21 protein-coding genes are annotated in these 23,995 nt (G+C 71.4%); 13 read left to right on the plus strand and 8 right to left on the minus strand.

Features of this window, described 5'->3' with window-relative positions:
- Positions 1-14: 14 nt before the first annotated feature.
- Complete coding sequence (locus ABD250_RS11365) at positions 15-716, minus strand: O-methyltransferase (protein WP_182609598.1); 702 nt, start codon at positions 714-716, stop codon at positions 15-17.
- A 102-nt stretch (positions 717-818) separates the two neighbouring features.
- Between ABD250_RS11365 and ABD250_RS11370 the strand changes: the two genes are divergently transcribed.
- The 4 genes from ABD250_RS11370 (at position 819) to ABD250_RS11385 (ending at position 5,105) form a co-directional block, all read left to right on the plus strand.
- Entirely contained in the window at positions 819-2,165 is a 1,347-nt protein-coding gene (locus tag ABD250_RS11370; protein ID WP_259847920.1) for a lipase family protein, read from the plus strand.
- A gap of 278 nt (positions 2,166-2,443) precedes the next feature.
- The gene (locus tag ABD250_RS11375; protein WP_259847921.1) at positions 2,444-2,974 is read left to right on the plus strand and encodes a MarR family winged helix-turn-helix transcriptional regulator; all 531 of its coding nucleotides are present in this window, start codon (positions 2,444-2,446) and stop codon (positions 2,972-2,974) included.
- Entirely contained in the window at positions 2,971-4,392 is a 1,422-nt protein-coding gene (locus tag ABD250_RS11380) for an MFS transporter (RefSeq protein WP_182659471.1), read from the plus strand. Before ABD250_RS11375 ends, ABD250_RS11380 begins: the two co-directional genes overlap by 4 nt.
- 20 nt (positions 4,393-4,412) lie before the next feature.
- Positions 4,413-5,105, plus strand: a complete 693-nt coding sequence (locus tag ABD250_RS11385) for a lysoplasmalogenase family protein (RefSeq protein WP_182659472.1) — start codon at positions 4,413-4,415, stop codon at positions 5,103-5,105.
- On the opposite strand, the gene ABD250_RS11390 is transcribed toward ABD250_RS11385, so the two are convergent.
- Positions 5,095-6,417 (minus strand): alpha/beta hydrolase domain-containing protein, encoded by a 1,323-nt coding sequence (locus tag ABD250_RS11390; RefSeq protein WP_182659474.1) that lies wholly within the window; start codon positions 6,415-6,417, stop codon positions 5,095-5,097. The two genes, ABD250_RS11385 and ABD250_RS11390, sit on opposite strands and share 11 nt — an antisense overlap.
- A gap of 120 nt (positions 6,418-6,537) precedes the next feature.
- Here ABD250_RS11390 and ABD250_RS11395 point away from each other — a divergent pair, with 120 nt between their 5' ends.
- On the plus strand, positions 6,538-7,461 hold the full coding sequence (locus ABD250_RS11395) for an alpha/beta fold hydrolase (RefSeq protein WP_095718739.1): 924 nt from the start codon (positions 6,538-6,540) through the stop codon (positions 7,459-7,461).
- A 77-nt stretch (positions 7,462-7,538) separates the two neighbouring features.
- Here the strand turns inward: ABD250_RS11395 and ABD250_RS11400 are convergent, their stop codons facing one another.
- Together ABD250_RS11400 and ABD250_RS11405 are read right to left on the minus strand one after the other, a co-directional pair.
- Entirely contained in the window at positions 7,539-8,291 is a 753-nt protein-coding gene (locus ABD250_RS11400) for a hypothetical protein (RefSeq protein WP_344392326.1), read from the minus strand.
- Between the two features lie 21 nt (positions 8,292-8,312).
- On the minus strand, positions 8,313-8,858 hold the full coding sequence (locus ABD250_RS11405) for a hypothetical protein (RefSeq protein WP_344392328.1): 546 nt from the start codon (positions 8,856-8,858) through the stop codon (positions 8,313-8,315).
- Between the two features lie 150 nt (positions 8,859-9,008).
- Here ABD250_RS11405 and ABD250_RS11410 point away from each other — a divergent pair, with 150 nt between their 5' ends.
- From ABD250_RS11410 to ABD250_RS11420, 3 genes are all read left to right on the plus strand, one after another.
- Entirely contained in the window at positions 9,009-9,833 is an 825-nt protein-coding gene (locus ABD250_RS11410; RefSeq protein WP_182658889.1) for an acyl-CoA thioesterase domain-containing protein, read from the plus strand.
- A gap of 29 nt (positions 9,834-9,862) precedes the next feature.
- Positions 9,863-11,497, plus strand: a complete 1,635-nt coding sequence (locus tag ABD250_RS11415; RefSeq protein ID WP_179523763.1) for an acyl-CoA dehydrogenase family protein — start codon at positions 9,863-9,865, stop codon at positions 11,495-11,497.
- A 169-nt stretch (positions 11,498-11,666) separates the two neighbouring features.
- On the plus strand, positions 11,667-13,037 hold the full coding sequence (locus ABD250_RS11420; RefSeq protein WP_344392332.1) for a cytochrome P450: 1,371 nt from the start codon (positions 11,667-11,669) through the stop codon (positions 13,035-13,037).
- Positions 13,038-13,232: 195 nt separating this feature from the next.
- Here the strand turns inward: ABD250_RS11420 and ABD250_RS11425 are convergent, their stop codons facing one another.
- Together ABD250_RS11425 and ABD250_RS11430 are read right to left on the minus strand one after the other, a co-directional pair.
- On the minus strand, positions 13,233-14,867 hold the full coding sequence (locus ABD250_RS11425; protein ID WP_182610385.1) for a long-chain fatty acid--CoA ligase: 1,635 nt from the start codon (positions 14,865-14,867) through the stop codon (positions 13,233-13,235).
- A 51-nt stretch (positions 14,868-14,918) separates the two neighbouring features.
- Positions 14,919-15,335, minus strand: a complete 417-nt coding sequence (locus ABD250_RS11430; RefSeq protein WP_182659126.1) for a carboxymuconolactone decarboxylase family protein — start codon at positions 15,333-15,335, stop codon at positions 14,919-14,921.
- Between the two features lie 298 nt (positions 15,336-15,633).
- Here ABD250_RS11430 and ABD250_RS11435 point away from each other — a divergent pair, with 298 nt between their 5' ends.
- From ABD250_RS11435 to ABD250_RS11450, 4 genes are read left to right on the plus strand one after another with little or no spacing between them, the layout of a single operon-like run.
- Positions 15,634-16,569 (plus strand): ABC transporter substrate-binding protein, encoded by a 936-nt coding sequence (locus ABD250_RS11435; RefSeq protein WP_182615542.1) that lies wholly within the window; start codon positions 15,634-15,636, stop codon positions 16,567-16,569.
- Entirely contained in the window at positions 16,566-17,594 is a 1,029-nt protein-coding gene (locus ABD250_RS11440) for a FecCD family ABC transporter permease (protein WP_179523768.1), read from the plus strand. Before ABD250_RS11435 ends, ABD250_RS11440 begins: the two co-directional genes overlap by 4 nt.
- Entirely contained in the window at positions 17,591-18,391 is an 801-nt protein-coding gene (locus ABD250_RS11445; RefSeq protein ID WP_182643910.1) for an ABC transporter ATP-binding protein, read from the plus strand. The genes ABD250_RS11440 and ABD250_RS11445 overlap by 4 nt, the downstream gene beginning before the upstream one ends.
- On the plus strand, positions 18,391-19,209 hold the full coding sequence (locus ABD250_RS11450; protein WP_344392339.1) for an MBL fold metallo-hydrolase: 819 nt from the start codon (positions 18,391-18,393) through the stop codon (positions 19,207-19,209). The genes ABD250_RS11445 and ABD250_RS11450 overlap by 1 nt, the downstream gene beginning before the upstream one ends.
- Positions 19,210-19,267: 58 nt before the next feature.
- Here the strand turns inward: ABD250_RS11450 and ABD250_RS11455 are convergent, their stop codons facing one another.
- Together ABD250_RS11455 and ABD250_RS11460 are read right to left on the minus strand one after the other, a co-directional pair.
- Positions 19,268-19,870 (minus strand): TetR/AcrR family transcriptional regulator, encoded by a 603-nt coding sequence (locus ABD250_RS11455; protein ID WP_182659491.1) that lies wholly within the window; start codon positions 19,868-19,870, stop codon positions 19,268-19,270.
- A complete protein-coding gene (locus tag ABD250_RS11460; RefSeq protein ID WP_182659490.1) occupies positions 19,863-22,316 on the minus strand; it encodes an MMPL family transporter in 2,454 nt (817 codons plus the stop codon). The genes ABD250_RS11455 and ABD250_RS11460 overlap by 8 nt, the downstream gene beginning before the upstream one ends.
- 272 nt (positions 22,317-22,588) lie before the next feature.
- Between ABD250_RS11460 and ABD250_RS11465 the strand changes: the two genes are divergently transcribed.
- A complete protein-coding gene (locus tag ABD250_RS11465) occupies positions 22,589-23,983 on the plus strand; it encodes an MBL fold metallo-hydrolase (protein WP_344392343.1) in 1,395 nt (464 codons plus the stop codon).
- Positions 23,984-23,995 lie beyond the last annotated feature (12 nt).

Here is a 23,995-nt window from a genome sequence, read left to right on the forward strand (position 1 = left end):
CCGCAACGCCGACTTCAGCGGACGCGAGCCACCGCGAAGCCATCCCAGCCCTTGGCGCCCACCGTCTGCAGGGCGGTCGCGTCCAGTCGCGGATGACCGCCGAGCAGCGTCAGCACCTCGCGGCTGCCGAGCACCCCGGGATCGTCGGAGCCCGCGTCCGCGACCGCGCCGTGGCGCACGACGTTGTCCACTACGATCACGCTGCCCGGGCGGGTCAACTGCAACGCGAGCTCGACGTAGCCCGGATTGCCGGGCTTGTCGGCGTCGATGGACACCATGTCGAACGGCTCGGTACCCGTGTCGATCAGCGCCCGCGCCGACTCCGAGGCCGGGCCCACGAGTACCTCCACGCGATCGGCCACCCCGGCCCGTCTGAAGTTTGCGCGCGCCACCTCGGCATGCCGCGGGTCGATCTCCAAAGTGACCACCTCGCCGTCGTCCCCCAGGGCGCGGGCGACGCTGGCCGCGCTGTACCCGCCGAGAGTCCCGAACTCCAGGACGCGGCGCGCGCCGATCATCCGGCAGAGCAGCGCGAGGAACCGCGCCTGCGCGGCGGAGACCTCGATCGGGGGCAGGTCCGCCGCCGCGGTGGCCTCACGCACATCCCGCAACACCTGGTCCTCGAGCCCCATCGCCTCGTCGAGGAATGCGTCGACCTCCGCCCATCCGGGCTCATGGTCAGTGGTGTCGGGCGTGGCGGGCGGGTGCTCGGTCATGGCTACGACGGTAGCTCCGGGAGGGTGCCCGACCCACGCGAGAGGGCGGCGACTTAGACTCCGCTCATCAGTGATTCACGACACATTAAGTCCGGGGGGACCGTGTTACTTCGTCGAACCGCGCTGCGCGCTGCCGCACTCGCCACCGCTCTGGCGACCACCATCGGGGGCGGGGCCGCGCTCGCCCCGGTCGCCGCAGCCCAGGGCTCGTCCAACGACCCTGCTCCCGCGTTCTATCAACCGCCCGCCCAGCTGCCCGCAGGCGCGGGAGCACTCGTCAAGACCGAGTCGTTCCCACTCGCCGGCGCCATCCCACCGATCCCCGGGGCGGAGTTCGTCTCGGACGGCGCGGGCCCGATCTCGACCGATGCCCAGCGCATCATGTACACCTCCGCGGGGTCGAGAAACCAGCCAATCGCCGTGACGGGGACGTACCTCCAGCCCCGCGCGCCGTGGACCGGCCCGGGGACGCGGCCGCTCGCAGTGCTCGCACCGGGCACCCAGGGTCAGGCCGACCACTGCGCGCCGTCGAAGACCTTCCAGAACCTGGCCACCGTCCGCACGGACCCGCCCGGCGTGGGCTTCGGCTACGAACTCATCCAGGCCTACGCGTTGCTGGCCCGCGGCTACGCGGTCGCGATGACCGACTACGAGGGGCTGGGCACGCCCGGCATCCACCCGTACGTCCACCGCGAGTCCTCGGCCCGTGCCGTGTTGGACATCGCCCGTGCCGCGCCGCGGATCCCTGGTGCGGACATCGGACCCTCGCCGCGCACCGTGTTCTCCGGGTACTCGCAGGGCGGCGGCGCTGTGGCCGCAGCCGCCGAACTGCATCCGCGGTACGCGGCCGAGGTGAACCTCGTCGGCACCGCCGCCGGATCGCCGCCCGCCGACCTCCTGGCCACTCTCGAGAGGGCAGACGGGTCGGCGATCGCCGGCGTGATCGGGTACTCGCTCAACAGTCTGGTCGACGCCTACCCGGAGATGGACCCGCTCCTCGACGCCTACCTCAACGACCACGGCCGGGCGATGCTCGCCGCCACCTCCGACCAGTGCATCGGCGAGACCGCCATCCAGTTCTTCCAGCAGCGCACCAACAACTTCACGCGGTCCGGCCAGTCCGCCGGGGAGATCGCCAGGCAGGATCCGGCCATCATGGACTACCTGGAGCGCCAACGCATCGGCCGCCTGTCGCCCACCACGCCGGTGCGGATCCTGTCCCCCGTGAACGACGACGTGGTGCCCGGTCACCAGTCACAGCGACTCGGCCGCGACTGGTGCGCGCAGGGTGCGGCCGTCGAGATGGTGATCGACCACACCCCGCCGGTGGCCACCGGGCTGGTCATCAATCACGCGGTGCCGATGCTCTCCGGCCTCGGAGGGACGGTGCAGTACCTGGCCGACCGGATCGACGGCCTGCCGGCCCCGGTCAACTGCGGGACGTACTGAGTCGACGACCCCCGCGGCTACGCGCGTCCTGCCGGGTCGCGCTGGCCTGCGCCCCCCTTCATCGGGAAGAGCGTTCCGAACACATCCGCCGAGAAGCAGGTGCTCGGAACGCTCTTCTCGTTGGGGTGCGCCGGGTATGACGCAGTCGACGACGCGTGGCTCGGTGGCGGCCTGGGCCTCGGGCTCGGTCGCGGCCTTGGCCTGGGTTTCGGTCTCGGTCTTGGTCTCGGTCTCGGTCTCGCAAGTAGATTGCGCAACTTCCTTGTAGAATCGCTTGGGTGGCCCACCAGACCGACTCTGCGAGCAGCTCCGACCCGAGCGACACCCCTGGTGCCGCGGCCACCGCGTCCGCCGCGGCCACCGCGTCCGCCACGAGCACCGCGGCCACCGACCCGGCCGCGCTCGCCGCCGACCTGCGCGAGGCGCTGCGCCCGCTGTGGCGGCGGCTCGGCGAGCACCGGACGCTGTCGATGGGGAAGGTCGGGATCCTGGCCCGCCTCGACCGCCACGGTTCGCTCACCGCGACCGACCTCGCCGCGCACGAGCGGATCAGCCATCAGGCCGTGGCGGGTGCGGTCCGCGAACTCGAACAGATGGGCCTGGTCTCCCGCAGCCCCGACCCCGCCGACGGCCGGCGGGTCCTGATCACCCTCACCGACAGCGGCCGCGCACGTCTGGACACCGAACGCTCGGCCGGGCAGGAGTGGCTGATCCACGCGGTCACCGACGAGCTGAGCGAGTCCGAACGCGCCACCCTGGCGGCAGCCGTGCCCCTGCTCGGCAGGCTCGACGCCGAGGGCACGAGGTGACCTCGACCGACCGCGCTCCCGCACCCCGCTGGTTCCTCCAGACCCTGGTCTACGCGGGGCTCACCAGCGCGATCGTCAGCTCGCTGGGCATGCTGCTCGTCCCGTCGGTGGCAGGCGAGTTCGGCATCACCGTCAGCGCCGCGCAGTGGATGCTCACCGTGAACCTGCTGGTGGGCGCGGTGGCCACCCCGATCATGGGTCGCCTGGCGGACGGCCCCCACACCAGGCGGCTGCTCCTGGCGTCGCTGGCGGTGATCTTCACGGGATCGGTCATCGCCACCGTGGCCACGGACTTCACGATCTTCCTGATCGGCCGGGCACTGCAGGGTCTGCTCTACGGCACCGTCCCGGTCACCATCGCCCTGGCCCGCCGACACCTGAGCTACTCCGAGTCCCAGCCGGCCATCTCCACCCTGTCGGTCACGGTCTCGGTGGGAATGGGGCTGGGGTACCCGCTCACCGGCCTGCTGGCCGCGGGGTTCGGCCACCGGTCCGCGTTCGCCTTCGCCGCGCTGTTCGTGGCCACCGCGGCGGCCGGGGTGTGGCGTTTCGTCCCCGCCGGTCCCGACCCACTCGCCCCGCGGACACCCCTCGACCTGCCCGGAGCCGTTCTGCTGGGCGTCGGCCTGGCCACCCTGCTGCTGTGGATCTCCGAGGCCCAGGGCTGGGGCTGGACCTCTCCGCGCGCCCTGGGGACCCTCGCGGTGGCCGTGACCGCCCTGACCGCGTGGGGCGTGCACAGCGTGCGCACCCGGCACCCGCTGATCAACCTGCGGGTGGTGCGCCGGCCCGAGGTGCTGCTGGCCAACGCGACCGCGATCGGGCTGGGCACCGCCCTGTACATCGGCCTGTCGATCGCGAGCCTGGTGGCCCAGGCCCCCACCGACACCGGCTTCGGCCTCGCCGTCCCGCTCATGTGGGCGGGCTTCATGATGGCGCCGCTGTCCGTCGGCAGTTTCCTGGCCAATCGCGCGGTCAGGGCGCTCTCCCGCCGAGTCGACATGGCGGTCTTCCTACCGGTCGGTGCGGCGGTGATGACCGTGGCGTCGCTGCTGCTGTGGTGGGCGCACGGCGACTTCCTCACGCTCGCCGTCGGGATGTTCCTGTTCGGCGCGGGGATCGGATCCGGGTACGCCGCCATGCCCGCGCTGATCGCCCGGAGTGTGGCCGTGGACCAACTCGGCAGCGCCGTGAGCTTCAACCAGGTCCTGCGCACGGTCGGCGGCGCGGTGGGTGCCGCGCTGTCCGCCGCGGTGCTCGCCGCCCACCCGTCCGAGTCGACCTACTCCACCGACGAGGGCATCACCATGGCGTTCGGCGTGGGCGTGCTGTGCTGCGCCGCGGTGATGGTCGCGTTGACGGGGCACGCCGTCACCCGACGACGACGAGGTGGCGCATCCCCCGGCGCGCGGCGGTGACCGGCGATAGCGTCGTGGGCATGCGCGCACTGAGCTGGGGCCCCGTCGCCGTGGTGACGCTCGTCCACCTGATCGCGCTTCTGACCGGCGCCGACGCGGTGGCAGCGTGGTCGCAGGTGCTGCTCATGCCCGCGCTGGCGGTGGTGCTGCTCGTGTCACCGCCCGATGACCGCGGACCCGCCTGGCCCTGGGCGCTGGCCGCGTTGGCCGCCAGCTGGGTCGGGGACTCGCTACCCAAGGTGATGCCGGAGGACGCGCGGTTCCTGGCGATGATCGGCGGGTTCGCCGTGGCCCAGGTGCTGTGGATCGTCGCCTTCACCCGAGTGGACCGGGGCCGGTCGCCGTTCGCGTGGACACTGCTGCTCATGGTGGTGGCGGTCGCGCTGCTGGCGGTGACGGTTCCGGAGGCCGGGATGCTCGCCCCGGCCGTGGTGGTCTACGGGATGTTGCTTCTCGCCGTGGCGTGGCTCGCGTCGAGCCACGGTTGGGTCGGCGCGCTCGGCGGCGCCCTGTTCGTCTTGTCCGACGGCCTGATCGCGCTGGGCGCGTTCCGGCCCGATCTCGTCGACTGGGCGAACCGCGACCTCGTGGTGATGGCCACCTATGTGGGCGCCCAGGCGATGTTCGTGGCGGTCATCCTGCTCACGCGATCACCCGAACTCACCTGGGGCCGAGCACCCCGCCGGGAGACCCGCACCCGACTCACCAGGTGAGACGCTCCGGTCGGGCGTCGGCCAGGATCTCCTCGCGGTCCTCGGGCAGGAGGAACCCCTCGGCGATGAGCCGGTCCGTGGCCGCGCGATAGGCCGCCAGGTACTGCTCACGCCCCGACTGCCCTCCGCCGGTCTGCCCACCGCCCGGCCACCGCTCCCGCAGCACCTGCTCGGGAAGCTCCACCGTCCGCCCGAGGAGCATGCACAGGGGCTGCGCCTCGGGATGGGGCACGCCGGTGAGCTGCTCGACCGGGGCCTCCACGACGGGGGTCCGCACGCCACCCCTGCCATTGCCCATCTCGTCGGTGACGACCTCGTCGTCGTCGATCTCCACCGGCGGCGCGGCCGGCGGGCGCGCACCACCGGCGACCCAGGACACCAGGTGCCTCAGGGCGGCGCGGAGGACGAACACCTGCTGACCGCTGTTGACCGGGCCGTGGCAGTCGACGAACTGCGCGAACTCACCCAGCTGATAGAGGTCCGCGTGCGCCTGGCCGGCGATCTCCCAGGTCACCACGGACTCCGAATCGGGTTGGCGGGCGGGCAGGGAGGCGATCCGGCCGATCAGGTCGCCCTCCGCCTGCACCACCATCACCGGCGCGCCAACGTCCTCGCGGAGCGTCGCCGGGCCGCGACCGAGGGCGGCGACGATGTCGCTCCCGCGGCCGCGGTCGTCGAAGGGCAGGTACCCGGCTCCACGGCTGTGGAGGAGGAACGCGTCGAACACCCCGGCCCGCGGGTGGACGCCGTTGACGTAGGAGGTCAGCGCGAACGCCGACTGCGACTCGCCCACCGCGATGACCGACCGCGCGCGCAGACCCGCGAGCGGCCCTTCCCCGTCCGGCTCGCGCACGTAGCGCCCCACCTGCGTGACGATGTCGTAGGCGTACGCGTCGCCGGGGTGGTGCAGGTCCCCGTAGCGTTCGGGCCGCTGGGCTCGGAGTCCCTTGGTCTGGCCGCCGAGGCCCACCGCGGCGTCCCCGCCCTCGACCGCGATGAACTGGGCCGACACCCCGACCCAGGCGTGACCCGCCCGGAGGATCTCGTCGGCGAGGTAGGTGTAGTCCGGCGCGGCGTCCTGCCCGCCACTGACGTTGAGCCACTCCACCAGCACCACGCCGCTGAACGACCCAGGTTCCGGCCGCCGCACCAGTACGCGGGTCGCGAACGGCGCGGAATCGGCCTCGGTGAGCTCGACGCGCCCGTCGCCCGGTGTCGCCACCGTGTCGTAGGAGACGGCCTCGCCGCTGCACGCCCACTCCGACTCGCCGAACCCGGCCGCCGCCAGGTCCGGGGCCGCGCGGCCGGACATCGGCGGGAAGGACCTGCCCTGCGTCAACTCTACGAATGTGGCTCGCCGGGATCGGTGCATGGACCGATTGTGCCTGTTAGCGTCGCCCTGGCGACCCCCTTTGAAGGCCAAGGAGACCCGGTGACCGACGGACCCGATCTCTTCCCCGGTTTCCGCTCCCGCGTGATCGAGACGCCCGGCGCCCGGATCAGGGTGCGCGTCGGCGGATCGGGACCGCTGGTCGTGCTGCTGCACGGGTACCCGCAGACCGGGGCGATGTGGCACCGGATCGCCGCCGGGCTGGCCACCCGGCACACCGTCGCCGTTCCCGACCTGCGCGGATACGGCGCCTCGGAGTGCCTCGACGACGACTTCTCCTTCCGCGCCATGGCCGCCGACGTCACCGCACTGATCGGCGAGCTCGGGGGAGGTGGGTCCGGTCCGGCAGGCGACGGGGAACGCGACGGGACCGACGACGACACCGCTGTCGTCATCGGACACGACCGGGGTGCCCGGACCGCGCATCGGCTGGTGCTCGATCGGCCCGGGTTGGTGCGGGGCGTGGCGCTGCTCGACATCCTGCCCACCACCGAGGTGTGGCGGCAGATGTCACCGGAGATGATCCGCGCCTACTACCACTGGGGCTTCCTGGCCCGGCCCGAGATCGCGGAGCCGATGATCGCCGACGACCCGGTGCGATTCCTCCATTCGGCCCTCGCCGGCCTCTACTCCCCGCTGGAGGCGTTCCATCCGGTGGCCCTGGCCGAGTACGAGCAGGCCATCGCTCGACCCGGCGTCATCCACGCGATCTGCGGCGACTATCAGGCGGCTGCCACCGTGGACCTCGCCCACGACGAGGCGGATCTGCACCGCCGGCCGGACCTGCCCGCGCTCGTGCTGTGGGGCGCCCGGGGGAAGGTGGGCGCGGAGGTGGATCCGCTGGAGGTCTGGCGCGGCCGGCTGCCCCGGGCCGAGGGCCGCGCGATCGACGCCGGGCACTACCTCGTGGAGGAGGCCCCCGAGGAGTCATGGGCGGCGATCGCCGGGTTCCTCGAGCGCATCTGACCGCCGGGGGGGATCGACATCCGGCCGGGGAAGATCGCCCTCCCCCCGACGGGGATCGCCCTCCGGCCGGCGGGACGTCAGGGCGCCCGGTCCGCTGCGGCGCCGGGGGCCGCGACCGTCGCCGTGCCGGCCGTCGCTGACCCCGCGGTGGCCGTCGAGGTGTCGGAGGGCGCCCCCGTCGGCGTCTGCGAGGTCGCGGGCGTCGAGGTCGGCATCGACGTCTGCGCCCGGGTCGTCGTCGGGGCCGCCGTGGTCCGGATCGTCGTCGGCGGGGCCGCGCCCCGGGTCGTCATCGCGCGCGGCGAGGGGACGACGGCGGAGGTCATCGACGTGCGGCAGGTGACGAGGTGCCTGCGGGCCATCCACGCCGGGGCGCCCATCGCGATGGCCTCGTCCGGGCAGGTCATGGTGTAGATCGAGACCCCATCGGCCTGCCGCCACCGGCCGTTCCGGAACACCACCCAGAACGGGTCTCCCGAGATGTCGCCGGCCATGACCGCCCAGCCGGCGTCGCAGTCGATGATCCGCGCTCCGCTGTCCGGGTACCCCAGGTCGGTGTTGATCACCCCGGCGTCACACACCGCCGCGGGTGCGGGGACGACCGCGGTGGGCGTGGCGGGAGCGGTGATGGTGGCGCGAGAGGCCCGGGTCGAGGTCGCGGTGGTGCTGGGGCCGGCCGGGGCGGCCACCTCGGGAGACGTCTCGTCGCGCGATCGCATCAGCGCGACGGTGGTGACGGTCGCGACGAGGACCCCGACCACCACGACCACCGCGAGGGCCGCGTAGACCGGCGACCGACCGCCTCCCCGCACTCCGTCGGCCCCGGTCACGTCGCCACCCCGTCGCCCTGGCTAGAGGGTCATCCCGGGCGGTAGCGGACCGATCGGGGTCGCGTCCCCCGCGCCGGCGAACGGGTTCCACACGTAGATGGTGGAGGCGTAGACGGCCTCCGCATTAGGTTGGCCCGCCACCGGCTCCTGTTGCACGCGCAGCTCCACGTGGAAGTCGCTGTGCTGCCCGAGCAGGACACGCGGCGTGGTGCCGGGCTGCGTCGCGACCTGCTCGCCCCGGTGGAACAGCACGACACGGGTGGGCGACGAGACCGTCCCGCCCGCGGTCTCCAGGAACAGGTAGCCGAGTTCACCGCACAGGTTCCCGCTCTGCCCGACCGTCCACCCGACCCCGGGGAACGGCCCGGGGGTCTGCGCGGCGATCCGCTGCACGTCCACCGAACACCCGGCGGGCGGAGGCATGAGGGAGTCGGTGTTGACCGCGGATGCAGCGGGCGCCCAGGACGCGAGCAGGCCGGCGGTCAGGGCCGTGGCGGTCAGGGCCCTGATGTTCGGTGTTCTGACGTTCGGTTTTCTGACGTTCGGTGTGCTGACGGTTCCGGGCATCGAGATCGCCTCTCCGATCGAGTACACCCCATGGTGACACGGGTCACACCGGAGAACCACCGTGAGTGGTGACCGGGCGCCCCCCGACCCCTCGGTACGGTGGGACCACCCGGCGGCGCACCCCTCACGCCGCCCGATGAGGAGAGTGCCGTGACCGGTCGATACGCCCCTGGACACACTCTGGATCAGGCCGTCGCTCTCGAACGCGGCGGCGATAACCTGGTCCGGGGCCGCACGGTCGACGCGTGGGCCAACATGGTCGGGCCGTTCGGCGGGACGACCGCGGCGACGATGCTGCAGGCGATCCTGCAGCACCCGGAGCGACACGGTGACCCGCTGGCTCTGACGTTGAACTACGCGGGCCCGGTGGCCGAGGGCGAGTTCGAGATCGAGGTGCTTCCGACCCGCACCAACCGCTCCAACCAGCACTGGTGGCTCGAGATGCGCCAGGGCGATCAGGTGGTCACCACCGCCACGGCGATCACCGCGCTTCGCCGCGAGACGTGGTCGGAGACCGAGGTCGGCCCGCCCGGGGTCCCCGCACCCGAGGACCTGACCCCGGCCGCGGCGGACCGTGGGGTCAAGTGGGTGGACAACTACGACATGCGGTTCGTGACGGGGGCGTGGCAGTCGGTCGAGGACGGACAGACGAGCCCGGATTCGACGACGACGATGTGGATCCGCGACACCCCGCCCCGCCCCCTCGACCACGTCGCGCTCACCGCGATGTGTGATTCGTTCTTCCCCAGGTCGTTCCTCCGGCTCGGCCGGCCGATCCCCGCGGGAACGGTCACGCTGACGATCCACTACCTGGCCACCACGGACGAGATCGCGGCCCAGGGCACGGACTTCATCCTGGGCAGCGTCCACGCCCACCGGTTCCACGGCAACTACCACGATGAATCGGCGAGACTGTGGGGCCGCGACGGCACCCTGCTCGCCACCAGCCACCAACTCATGTACTTCAAGTCCTGAGTACCGCGGGCCGGAGGAGGACCCAGCACATGTCGACCACTCGGAACCACACCACCCACGAGGTCCTCAACCAGGCGCCGCCGCGCGTGGACGTGGACGAGTACGCGCTCAATCCCGCACTCCGGGAGGCCGTGGGAGTCTTCGCGCCCGGCGCGGTCACCGACCGATTCCACGAGATCGGCCGACACGTGGGCACCGGGCAGTACCAGCACGACGCGGAGCTGGCCAACACCCTGCCGCCGGTGCACCGCGCCCACGACCGGTGGGGCAACCGGGTGGACGAGATCGAGTTCCACCCCTCCTATCACCGGATCATGGAGTACTCGGTGTCCCGCGGGGTGCACACCTCCGCCTGGGCGGACCCGGGGCCCGGCGCCACCGTGGAGCGGGCCACCGGCTTCATGCTGGTGTCGCAGATCGAGGCCGGGCACGGGTGCCCGCTGTCCATGACGCACGCCGTGGTGCCGTCCCTGCGGTTGAGCCCGGAGCTGGCCGCGGAATGGGAGCCGGCGCTGATGTCCAGGGTCTACGACCCCGAGCTGCGCGACCCCGCCACCAAGTCGGGGGTGTTGTTCGGGATGGCCATGACCGAGAAGCAGGGCGGGTCGGACGTCCGGGCCAACACCACCACGGCCACCCCGGTCGGGGACGGCCTGCACGTGCTGCGCGGCCACAAGTGGTTCTGCTCGGCCCCACAGTCGGACGCCTTCCTGGTGCTGGCGCAGGCACCGGAGGGACTGAGCTGCTTCCTCGTCCCCCGCGTCCTCCCGGGCGGCGAGCGCAACCCCTTCCTGGTCCAACGCCTCAAGGACAAGCTGGGCAACAAGTCCAACGCCTCGTCCGAGGTGGAGTTCGACGGCACCCTGGGCTGGATGGTCGGCGATCCCGGCCGTGGGGTGCGCACGATCATCGAGATGGTCGGGCGCACCCGCCTGGACTGCGTCCTGGGCGCCACGGCCGGAATGCGCCAGGGCGTGGCCGAGGCCGCGTGGCACGCACGACACCGGGCGGCGTTCGGGGCGACCCTGGTGGACCAGCCGGCCATGGCCGCCGTTCTGGCGGACCTCCAACTCGAGGCGGAGGCCGCCACCTGGACGGCGACCCGCCTGGCAGCGGCCTATGACGACGACGAGTCCGCCGCGTACCGGAGGCTGGCCACCGCGGTCGCCAAGTACTGGACGTGCAAGCGCGGACCCAACCACGCCTACGAGTCGCTGGAATGCCTGGGCGGCAACGGCTACACCGAGGCGTTCCCGCTGGCCCGCCGCTACCGCGAGCAGCCGGTGCTGGCGGTGTGGGAGGGCTCGGGCAACGTCATCGCGCTCGACGTCCTGCGCGCGATGGCCCGTGAGCCGGAGTCGGTGGCCGCCTTCGATGCCGAGCTCACCGCCCAGACCGGGCACCACGTGCTGTTCGACCGGCACGTCGAGCGCGTCCGCGGGCTCATCGGGCGCGCGGTGTCCGATCCTGCCGCGGCGCCCGCGATCGCACGACGACTCGTCGAGGCCATGGCACTCGCCCAGCAGGGCGCGGTCCTGCTCGCGCACGCCCCGGCGGCGGTCGCCGAGGCGTTCTGCCTGGCCAGGCTCGGCGACGAGCGCTCGGCCGAGTACGGTGCACTTCCCGACGGCGTGGACGTGGCCGCGCTCGTCGCCCGAGCCTGATCACGGCATCTGCCACCACCCCGCTGTCACCACCGCGCTGCCACCACCCCGCTGTCACCACCGCGCTGTCACCACCGCGGGGAGAAACGACACCGCCAGTTTCGCTATTCGGCTGACAGTCGCGTGAGGGAGGTCACAGACTGGAGGGACCCCGACAAAGAGGTGCAGTATGTCAATCGATGGCGATCCGCGCGATCCGGTCTACCGGCCGGGCCCGGCCCCCCTCCGCTCCCACCTGCCGATCCTGGGCGGGACCCTCGAGTACGTCGAGAATCCGCTGGCCACGATGGCCCGCCGGTACCGCGACCACGGGCCGGTCTCCGAACTGAGCTTCCTCGGCGCCACCTGGACCGCGCTGATCGGCCCCGACGCGTGCCAGATCGCCCTGCAGAACGCCGACAAGGCGTTCGCCAACGGCCCCGGCTGGGGATACCTCGTCGGCCCGTTCTTCGACCGCGGGCTGATGCTGCTGGACTTCGCCGAGCACCACCACTACCGGCACCTCATGCAGGAGGCGTTCACCCGCCCCCGGCTCGAGGGATACGCCCGTACCCTGGCCCCGCTGGTCGAGCGCGGGATCTCGAGCTGGACCCCTGAATGGGCGTTCGAGGTCTACCCCGCCCTCAAGTCGCACACGCTCGATCTGGCCACCGAGGTGTTCATGGGCGGCGCCGAATACGCCGAACCCGGGGAGATCGGGCGGGTCAACACCGCGTTCGTGGACTGCGTGCAGGCCGCCAACGGTTACATCCGCTCGACCGCTCCCCTGCCGTTCACCAAGTGGGGTCGCGCGACCCGCGGCCGGCGCCTGCTGGAGGAGTTCCTCCGGCGCCACCTGCCCGCCCGCCGTGCCAACCCCGGTGAGGACCTGTTCTCGGCACTGTGTCAGGTGGCCGACGCCTCCGGCGGGATCGACGACGACGACATCATCAACCAGATGATCTTCCTGCTGATGGCCGCGCACGACACCACGACCAGCACCGTGACCTCGATGGTCTACGAACTCGGGCGCGATCGGGAGTGGCAGGAGCGCTGTCGGAGGCAGTGTCTGGATCTGGGCCCCTCGCCGACCCTCGCCGAGCTGGAGGGCCTCACCGACCTGGACCTGGTGATGAAGGAGACGCTGCGGCTGCACCCGCCGGTGCCGGTGCTGGCGCGCCGGGCGGTCAAGGACACCGAGGTGCTCGGGGTGGCGATCCCCAAGGGACGGCTCGTCTCGGTGATGCCGCTCCTGTCGCACCACATGCCCGAGTACTGGACCGACCCGGAGATCTTCGACCCCGAGCGGTTCACCGAGGGCAGGCGCGAGGACAAGTCCCACCGCTACGCCTGGGAGCCCTTCGGCGGCGGGGTACACAAGTGCCTCGGCATGATCTTCGCCAACCTGGAGTCCAAGCTCGTCCTCAGCGCGCTGCTCCGGCACTTCGAGTGGTCGGTGCCTCTGGACTACGTCCCGCCCATGAAGAACGACTCGCTGCCGTTCCCCGGTGACGGGCTCCCGGTGTCCCTGCGGCCGCTCACGCCGGCCCGCACCGGCTGAGCCGACCCGGCGACTCGCCCGCCCGCGCGACCCGCCCGACCCGCGCGCGCAACCCGCCCAATCGCCGCCGCGACCCGTCCAGCCGCCGCCGCTCCAACGAGAAGAGCGTTCCGCGCACCTGCCTCTCGGGCGATGTGCGCGGAACGCTCTTCTCGTTGGGGCGGGACCGGACCGGTGGGGCGGCCCGACCGGGGGCTACTTCTCCAGGGCGTTGACCACCGTGAGCTCACCGTCGGAGTGCGAGACGCGGATGCGCTTCTTGTCGAGCTTGCCGACGGAGGTCTTGGGGATCTCGTCGACGAACGCGAACTTCTCCGGCACCTGCCACTTGGCCATCCTGGACTCGAGGTGCGCGCGCAGGTCCTCGACGTCGGGGTCGGCCACGCCCTCCTTGACCACGATCGTGGCCAGCGGGCGCTCGTCCCACTTGGGGTCGGGGATCCCGATCACGGCCGCCTCGGCCACGGCTGGGTGCTCGAGGAGGTAGTTCTCCACCTCCACGGAGGAGATCCACTCGCCGCCGGACTTGATGATGTCCTTGGCACGGTCAGTGAGCTGCAGGAACGCCTCGGGGCGGACGTAGCCGACGTCGCCGGTGCGCAGCCAGCCGTCGTCGAACGAGTCGGAGTTCTCCACCTTGTAGTAGCTGCCCGTGATCCAGGGGCCGCGCACCTGGAGCTCACCCACGGACTCGCCGTCCCAGGGCATTTCCTGGCCGGCGTCGTCGACGATCCGGGCCTTGACCCCCGCGATGAACCGGCCCTGCGTGGTGCGCAGGTCGAACTGCTTCTCCTCCGGCAGGTCCGCCTTCGGCCGCGACAGCGTGCCGATGGGCGAGGTCTCCGTCATGCCCCACGCGTGGATGATGTTGATCCCGTAGTTCTCCTTGAACTTGCGGATCAGCGCGGGCGGGCAGGAGCTGCCGCCCACGACCACGGCACGGAAGCTCGACATGTCGATCGGGTGATCGACGCTGTACGCGTCCACGGCCTGCCAGATCGTGGGGACGGCGGCGGCCAGGGTCGGCCGCTCGGAGGCGATCATCGCGGCCAGCGGCTCGGGCTGCAGGAAGCGCTCGGGCATGAGCAGTGAGGCACCCACCAGGAACGCCGCGTACGGCAGCCCCCACGACATCGCGTGGAACATGGGGACGATCGCCAGCACGTTGTCGTCGAGCGAGATGTCCATCCCGTCCGACATGCACACCTGCATCGAGTGGAGGTAGATCGACCGGTGCGAGTAGACGACGCCCTTCGGATCGCCCGTGGTGCCCGAGGTGTAACACATCGCGGCGCCGGAGTTCTCGTCGACCTCGGGCCACTCGAACTCGGTGGGCTGGGCCGCCAGAAGCGCCTCGTAGTCGTGCACCTGCACGCCCTCCGGGGCCTCGAGGTTCGCCGCACCGCCGCCGGTGACGATCACGTGCTCGACGGTCGAGAACCGCGGCAGCAGGGGCTGCAGGAGCGGGATCAGGCTCGGGTCGACGATGACGACCTTGTCCTCGGCGTGGTTGGCCACGAACTCGAGCTGGTCCGGGAACAGCCGGATGTTCAGGGGGTGGAGCACCGCGCCCATCGACGGGATGGCCAGGTAGGCCTCCATGTGCTCCGAGTTGTTCCACTGGAACGTCGCGACGCGCTGGTCTGCGTCGATCCCGAGCGAACGCAGCCCGTGGGCGAGCTGGGCCGCCCGCTTCCCGAGTTCGCCGAACGTGACTTTCCGCGGGCCCTGATCGGTCCAGGTGGTGACGACCGCGTCCGAGTGGACGGTCGCGCCGAACGTCAGGATGGTACTGATGTTCAGCTGTTCCGGCTGCATGGTGCTGCGCATGCGAGGGGCTCCTCACTCAGGGGGTGTCGGGGGTCACTTCTGGACACAACCCTACCTGCCGTCGAGGGCGTCGAAGACCTCCTGGACCGTCTTCATGGCCGAGAGGGCCGCCGGCGCCCCGCAGTACCCCGAGGCGTGGATCACGGCCTCGGTGATCTCCTCGCGGGTGAGGCCGTTGGTCAGGCCGCCGCGCACGTGACCGGCCAACTCGACGTTCGCCCGCAACGCCACGAGCATGCCGATGTTCAACAGGCTGCGGTCGCGGCGCCCGAGTCCCGGACGGTCCCAGATATTCCCCCACACGTTCTCGGTGACCACGTACTGGAGGGCCTCGGAGGCGGTCCCCTCGGCCCGGCCCATCGCGCGGTCCACGAAGGCGTCGCCCATCACCCCGCGCCGGGTCGCGAAACCCCGCGACCGGAGTTCCGCGGCCGAAGGCCCCTCGCCTGAACCGTTCGTCGTCGTCATCTCGTGGTCCTTCCTGTCGGTGGGTGTCGGAGGGTGGTCACGGCCCATCCTGCCGTCGACCCGGGGGTCGGCTACCCTCGGAGGGTCCGGCTCCCCCGCCGGACACCCGTGGTGCCCGGCGGAAGTCGGTGTGAATCCGACGATGCCCGCGCAACTGTGATCCCGCCCCGAGCGGGCGCGCCGGGTCGGCCGGTACCGCGGCACCGTACGAACTGACCTCGCACGAAGGACGGTTGCGTGCCGCGGCGTCCGCGTCGCTGCCGAGCTGCTTTCGTCCTGGCGATCCCCGGAGGATGTCATGCACCTGTCTCGAGCCCGGACCACGCCCCGAGCCCGCTCCCGGTTCGCCGCCGTCCTCACCGCAGTCGCGCTGATCGCCTCAGCCTGCTCCGGGGCGGACGACCCGGAGGCAGACCAGACCGGCGGCGCCGCCGCCTCCGGCGAGCCGCAGGCGATCATCTCGCTCAGCCCCACCACCACCGAGATGCTCTACGCCGTGGGTGCCGGCGACCGGGTGGTCGCGGTGGACGAACGCTCGAACTATCCCGCCGATGCGCCGGTCACCGACCTGTCGGGCTACACCCCGAACCTCGAGGCGATCCTCGGGTACCAGCCGGACCTGGTCGTGGCCACGGACGACACCGGCGACATCGTCTCCGGTCTCGAGAGGTCCGGGGTCGAGGTCCTGCTGCTCCCCGCCGCACGGACCCTGGACGACACCTACACCCAGATCGAACAGGTCGGCGCGGCCACCGGCACGGTCGGCGAGGCCGCCGAACTGGTCTCGCGGATGCGGGGCGAGATCGACGAGATCGTGGCCTCGGTCCCCCGGCGTGAGACCCCGCTGACCTACTTCCACGAGCTCGACGACACCTACTACACCGTCACCGACGACACGTACATCGGCGAGGTGTACTCCCTGTTGGGGCTGACCTCCATCGCGACCGGCGAGGACGCCTACCCGCAGCTGTCCGAGGAACTGATCCTCGAGGCGGACCCCGACCTGGTGATGCTCGCCGACGGGCAGTGCTGCGGGATCACCCCGGAGGTCGTCGCCGAGCGTCCCGGCTGGGGCGAGCTCGCCGCGGTCAGGCAGGACCGCGTCTTCGTGGTCGACGAGGACCTGGCCAGCCGGTGGGGCCCGCGCGTGGTGGACTTCATGCGTGAGGTGGCCGGGATCATCTCCACACTGACTGTGAACGAATCACAGCCCGAGAGGGAACCTGCCTCGTGACCCGTGCGTCGCCCCGCCACGCCCTGGTGTTGGGCGGAGCGACAGTGCTCTTCCTCGTGGCGCTGGTGGCGGGCACGCTGGTCGGTCCCGCCGACCTCACCCCGCGGGGAGTCCTGCTCGAGCTGGTCGGGCGACTGCCGTTCGTGCACGTCGACTCGGGGTTCTCGCCTCGCCAGCAGGTGATCCTGTGGGAGATCCGGATCCCGCGGGTCGTGCTCGGCGGGATCGTCGGCGCGATGTTGGCGATCGCCGGCGCGACCTATCAGGGCGTGTTCCGCAACCCGCTCGCCGACCCCTATCTCCTGGGTGTCTCCAGCGGCGCCGGGCTGGGCGCGACGCTGGCGATCGTCGTGGGCGGGGCCATGGGTTCGGCGATGGTGCCCCCGGCGGCGTTCGTCGGCGGCATGATCGCGGTGATGGCCACCTACACCCTCGGCCGCAGTGTCGGTGGCGGTCGGACCGAGGTCGTGATCATCCTCGCGGGAGTCGCGGTCGCCGCGTTCGCGAGCGCCATCCAGACCTTCTTCATGCAGCGCAACGACGAGACCCTGAGGCAGGTGTACTCGTGGATGCTCGGCCGGCTCACGACCAGCGGCTGGTCCGAGGTGCTGACCGTGCTGCCGTACGTCCTGGTCTCGGTCGCGGTGATCGCCCTGTTCCGGCGCACCCTCGACGTGATGGCGGTGGGTGACGTCGAGGCCTCCACCCTCGGCATCGCCCCGGCCCGGGTGCGGCTGGTGCTCATCAGCGTCGCCACGCTGGGCACCGCCGCGGTCGTGTCCGTGAGCGGCCTGATCGGCTTCGTCGGCATCGTGATCCCGCACGCCGTGCGGATGGTGATCGGCCCGGGCCACCGGTTACTCCTACCGCTCTCCCTGCTGGTCGGCGCGAGTTTCCTCGTCCTGGCCGACATAGTGGCCCGCACCGCGGTGAGCCCGGCCGAGCTGCCGATCGGGGTCGTGACGGCGGCGATCGGGGCCCCGTTCTTCCTGTTCGTCCTGCGTCGGAGCCGGGGGCTCATATGACCTCCACCCCGGACGCCGGCGAAGCCCTGTCCTGCCGCGGTCTCCATGTGGCCCGTGACGCCGTGCCCGTCCTGCACGGGATCGACCTGGTCGTGCCCACCGGGACCTGGATCTCCCTGGTCGGGCCGAACGGCTCGGGCAAGACCACGCTGCTCTACGCCATGGCCGGGCTCATCCCGTCCCGTGGGGAGGTCGAGGTCATGGGTCTGGCGCCACGGAGGGCCGGGCGACGGCGGGTCGCCCGGATGGTGGCGCTCATGCCACAACGCCCGGTCGTGCCCGAGGGCGTGAGCGCACGTGAGCTGATCCGGCTGGGCCGCACACCCCACATCCCCCGCTTCGGCACCGAGTCGCCCCACGACCACGAGGTCGTCGAGGGAGTGATCGACAGACTCGCGCTGCACGACCTCGCCCCGCGCATCGCCACCACGCTGTCCGGGGGCGAGCTCCAGCGGGTGGTCCTGGGCCGGGCGCTGGCACAGGAGCCCCGGGTGTTGTTGTTGGACGAGCCGACGAGCGCCCTCGACATCGGGCACCAACAGCAGGTCCTCGAGCTGGTCGACTCGATGCGACGCGAGAGCGGACTCACCGTGGTGGCCGCCATGCACGACCTCACCTCCGCCGCGCACTACGGCGAACGCGTGGTCCTGCTCGACGAGGGCCGGATCGTCGCCGACGGCACCGGGGAGGACGTGCTCACCGTCGAACGGGTGGCCGAGGTGTACGACGCCCGCGTCGAGGTCCTCGACCGCCCCGACGGCCGCGCCGTCCTGCCGCTCCGGGAGCCGGGGGCCTGATGGAGGTCGTGCTGCTGGGCACGGGTGCCGCCGACGGGTGGCCCAACCCGTTCTGCCGCTGCGACTCCTGCCTCGACGCCCTGCGGCGCGGGGAGGTGCGCGGCCAGACCGCCGCCCTGGTCGACGACGAGCTGCTGATCGACTGTGGTCCCGAGGTGCCGGGGGCCGCGTCGCGTCACGGCCGGACGCTCGCCGGGGTCGGACATCTGCTCATCACCCACGCCCACGCCGACCACCTGGGCCCCCAGGTCCTGCTCTCCCGCTCCTGGGTCCCCGGGGCCGGCCCGCTCGAGGTGGTCGGACCCGCCGCCGCACTCGAGGTGTGCGTGCCCTGGATCGGCCCCGGGGACCCGGTGCGGCTGGTCCCGGTCGCGGCCGGGGACCGGCTCACCGTGGGCGGCTACGACGTGCGCGTACTGCCCGCCCGGCACCGCGTGTTCGACGACGGCGACGCGGTGCTCTACGACGTCACCGGCCCGGACGGCGCCCGCATCCTCTGGGCCACCGATACCGGCCCCTGGCCCGAGGACTGGTTCGCCGCCGTCCGCGGGGCCCGGTACGACGCGGTGTTCCTCGAGGAGACCCTCGGGGACCGCGAGGACATCTCGCAGGCCCACCTCGGTCTGCCGAGGTTCGAGGACCTGATCCGGTCACTGCGGTCCGCCGGGGCGGTCGACGACCACTCCGAGATCGTGGCCGTGCACCTGGGCCATCACAACCCGCCGCTCGATCAGCTGGCCGGGCGGCTGGGCGAACACGGGGCCCGCGCGGGGTTCGACGGCGAGGTCGTCAACTGCGACCCCGCCGCCCGGCGGTGACCCTCCCGGCGCTCACCCGGTCGACGGTGCCCCTCCCGGCGGTGACCCGGTCAGCGAGCTACTCGGTGCCGCGCCGGAACTCCCGGGCCGTGCCGTGCTCGAGCAGGTCGAACGCCTCGTTCAGGTAGTCCGTCGGGCCCTGTGCCCCGGCCGGTCGATGCCTGAGCACCGACGCCCCGGCCGCGAGACCCAGGTCCACGATCACGCGGACCCGGAACCGGCTCAGCCGTGGCGCCCGGCGGCTGACCGCCTCGTACAGCGGATCGAGGATGTCATCGGCGACGCTGGACCTCGCCTCCGCGCTGAGCAGCAGACCGATCTGTTCGCCGACCACCAGGAGGTTCTCGGCCGCGTAGACGTCGTCCGCCGAGCGGCCGGAGATCTCCCGGAACATCGAGCGCAGGACCTCCAGCGGCGACATCCCCGTCGGCGCCTGCTCCACCTGCCGCACCCACTCGGCCACCTGCTCGCGCAGGAAGTGCACGAACGCGTCCTCGCGGTGGGCGAAGTAGTTGTGGAACGTCCGGGTGGAGACCCCCGCCCGGCCGGCGATGGCGGACACCGTCGCACCCTCGGCACCCACGGCGACGAGGAGTTCGACAGCGGCCACCGCGAACCGGGTCCGGGTGTCGGCCTTCTTCCGCTCGCGCAGATTAGGCATCGGTGCGGGTCCCGACACCACCGCCGGCGGCGTGGTCACCGAGCTCGTGCTCTCCCGCTCCTGCGGACTGCTCGGCCACGTCTCCGGACGCGTGCCGGCCGGCGGTCTCCTCCGAGGCTGCGTCGTACTCGGCGGTCTCGAGGGCGGAGCCCTCGACGTCGACGGTCGGGAGGATCTTGTCCAACCACCGCGGCAGGCCCCAGGCCCGCTCGCCCAGCATGAACATCACCGCGGGGATGATCGTCATGCGGACGACGAAGGCGTCGAACAGCACGGCGACCGCCAGGGCGAAGCCCATGACCTTGATGAACTGCTCGTCGATCGTCATGAACGCGGCAAAGACGCTGATCATGATGAGCGCGGCGGCGGTGACCACGCGGGCGCCGTGCTTGAAGCCGTTGGCGACCGCGTTGTGCGCAGTCTTGCCGTGGACCCACCCCTCGCGCATGCGGGTGACCAGGAAGACCTGGTAGTCCATGGCGAGGCCGAACACGATGCCGATGAGCATGATCGGCAGGAAGCTGATGATCGGCTGCGGGTCGGAGATGATGCCCAGCCAGCCCTCCTGCCAGATCGCGACGGTGAGACCGAAGGTCGCCGCCACCGACAGGCCGAAGCCCAGCGCGGCGATCAGCGGGACCCAGATCGACCGGAACACCAGCATGAGCAGGACAAAGGCGAGCGCCAGGACGATGCCGATGTACGGCAGCAGGACCTCGGTCAGTCGCTCGGAGATGTCCTCGTAGATCGGGGTGACACCGGTGACCGAGTAGGTTCCGCCGGTCTCCTGCTCGAAGGTCCCGGCGCTGGCCCGGATCTCCTCGAGGACGTCGGCGGCCCGCTCGTCGATGGCTCCGTACTGCGGGGTGATGAGCACCTGGGCGGCGTCACCGGCCTCGTTGGTCTCGATGATCTGGGCGTTCTCCACCCCGTCGAGGGCCTGGATGTCCGCCGCCGCGGCAGCCCACGCCGCCGGACGCTCCTCCTCCGGCACCTGCAGGGTGTCGACGAGGGCGATCATCGGGGCGTTGCGGCCCGGGCCGAACGCCTCGTCGGTCATGTCGTAGGCGATGCGGTTCGGGGTGTCCGGGGCCATCGTGCCGTCGGACGGCATAGCCAGACGCAGCTGCGCGGCCGGGAGGGCCAGCAGGATGAGGAGGAGGACACCGGCGGTCGCGAAGAGCACCGGGCGGGCGCGGATCTTGCGCACCCACGACAGGCCCATCGTCGGCTTCTCGTCCTCCGGGTCGGGTGCCTTGACGCCCTTCACGCGGGCCGCGAAGAGCTTGGTGCCGACCGCGCCGAGGATGGCCGGCAGCAGCGTGATCGCGACCAGGACGGCGATCGCCACGGTGGCCGCGGCGGACAGCGCCATCGCGGTGAGGAACGGGATGTTGATGATCGACAACGCGGCGAGCGCGATGAGGACGGTCAGGCCCGCGAAGACGACGGCCGAGCCGGCCTTGCCGACCGCCAGTCCGGCGAGATGCGCCCGCTGTTTGACGTCGATGGCCTTGAGCTTCTCCGCGAGTTCCGCGGGCTCCAGGTCGTTTCCGCCGATGTGTTTGACCAGCTCCGTGCGGAATCGCGAGACGATGAACAGGGCGTAGTCGATGCCCACGGCGAGACCGATCATGGACGCCAGGGTCGGCGTCATGGTGTTGATGGTGTCCGTGAAGGCGGTTGCAGCGAAGATGCCGCCGATGCCGATCCCGACGCCGATGACGCCGGTGAGCAGCGGCATGCCGGCGGCGATGAGCGAACCGAAGGTGATCAGCAGGATCACGGCGGCGACCGCGATGCCGATGATTTCGCCGACGGCGCTGATCTCGGACATCTGGAAGGCATTGCCCGAGTACGCGATGGTCAGGTCACCCTCGTGCTCGGCGACGACCTCGGCGAAGGCCTCCCGGTCCTCGGTCTGCACGTCCATCGTGGTCTCGGCCGCGAACTGGATCTCGACCGTGCCGGTGGTCTCGTCGGCGCTGAGCGGGCTCAGGGCGGCGATGTCGGCGGCGATCTGCTCCTCACCGATGCCCTGCTCGGCCTTGGCCGTGGTCAGCTGCTCCGACAGGCCTTCGGCCGCGATCACCGGGCTGACCAGCGCGTCGGTCCCGGTGAGGAACTCCAGCTCCCGCACGTCGGCGAGGAAGGCGTCGACGTCCTCGGTGACCGCGGGGTCGGTGAGGGTGCTGCCCTCGGGCGCCCCGATGACGACGGTCCCGGTCGGCGCGTCGAGCTGACTGCCCGCCCCGGCGAATCTCTCCTGCATCTCCTCCTGCGTCTCGATGGACTCGAGTCCCGGGATCGAGAAGGTGGTGCTGGTCTGCTGCGTCAACGTGGCGGCGGCCGTGCCGACACCGATGATCAGCAACATCCAGGCTGCGATGAACCGCCATCTGAACAGATAGGCGGACCGCCCGATGCGGTAGAGAAATGACGCCATGCGCTGGCTCCTGGTGCGTAGATGCGATTCGCGAACCTTCGCAGTTTTGCACGACATCTGCACGATTGCACAGCCCGTGCAACTAGGTGTGGTGCAGAACACCCTGCATATTGCCGCTCCCGGCTCGTCGCCATCTCGGCCCGTCGCCTCGTCCGGCCCCGGGAACGACCGGCCGTCCGCATACCCTCCGGGGCGTCTTGCGCATACCCCCCGGGGTATGTACAGTCGTGGCACACCCCTCGCAGGGAACACCGACCGACAAGGAGAGCACCATGCTTCTCGAACGCATCTACGACGAGGACCTCGCCCAGGCCGGCTACTTCATCGGCTGCCAGGCCAAGGGGGAGGCCGTGGTGGTCGACGCCCGCCGCGACATCCGCGAGTACCTGGACCTGGCCGCGCGCCACGGCATGACCATCACCGCGGTCACCGAGACCCACATCCACGCCGACTACCTGTCCGGCACCCGCGAACTCGCGGCCGCCACCGGGGCGACCGTCTACGTCTCCGGCGAGGGCGGTGACGACTGGCAGTACCGCTTCGCCGCGGAGCGCCTGTACCACGGCGACCGGCTGACACTCGGCAACATCACCGTCGAGGCCGTGCACACCCCGGGCCACACGCCGGAGCACCTGTCGTTCCTCATCACCGACGGCGCGTTCGCCGATACCCCCGGGTACATGCTGACCGGCGACTTCGTCTTCTCCGGCGACCTCGGCCGGCCCGACCTGCTCGACGAGGCCGCGGGCGGGGTCGACACCCGTTTCGCCGGCGCCAAGCAGATCTTCCGGAGCCTGAAGGACTCGTTCGTCACGCTGCCGGACCACGTCCAGGTCTTCCCGGGCCACGGCTCGGGCAGCGCCTGCGGCAAGGCGCTCGGCGCGCTTCCGTCGACCAGCGTCGGGTACGAGCGTCGATACGCGTGGTGGGCGGGGTACGTCAACGACGACGACGAGGAGGGCTTCGTCTCCGAACTCCTCGACGGCCAGCCGGACGCGCACGCGTACTTCGGGCGGATGAAGCGGCAGAACCGGCAGGGTCCGGACGTCCTCGGACCGCTGGCCCCGCTGCGCCGTTACGACTCCGCGGAGGTGGCCGACGCCCTCGAGACGAACGAGGTCGTCGTCGTCGACACCCGCGGCCAGGACGAGGTCCACGCGGGCACCGTCCCCGGCTCGCTCAACATCCCCGGCGTCGACAAGGCCGCCTCCTTCGGCGCCTGGGTGTACGACCCCGAGTCCGAGGACACGCCCCTGGTGGTGCTCGCCCGGGACGTCGAGATGGCCGAGGCGTTGCGGGATCACCTGCTGCGGGTCGGCATCGACACCGTCACCGGCTACACCACCGGCCTCGAGGGTCTGCCCATGACGACCCCCGAGATGATCGGGCCCGACGAGCTGGACGCGTTCGACGCCGCCATGGTCCTGGACGTGCGGAACAAGACCGAGCACTCCGAGGGGCACATCCCGGGCTCCGACCAGCTCAGCGGCGGCCGGCTCCTGTGGAACCTCGACCGGCTCCCGACCGACGGGCCGATCGTGACGTACTGCCAGAGCGGCGTCCGCAACTCGGTCGCGGCCAGTGCACTGCGTCGCGCCGGCTACCACGTGGTCGAGCTCGAGGGCAGCTACGCCGCCTGGTCCGAGCGCACCCTCGTCTCCGCCTGAGCGGACCCACCG

Origin of the sequence: Dietzia cercidiphylli (assembly GCF_039531545.1) — a bacterium.
In the GTDB taxonomy this organism is placed as follows: domain Bacteria; phylum Actinomycetota; class Actinomycetes; order Mycobacteriales; family Mycobacteriaceae; genus Dietzia; species Dietzia natronolimnaea.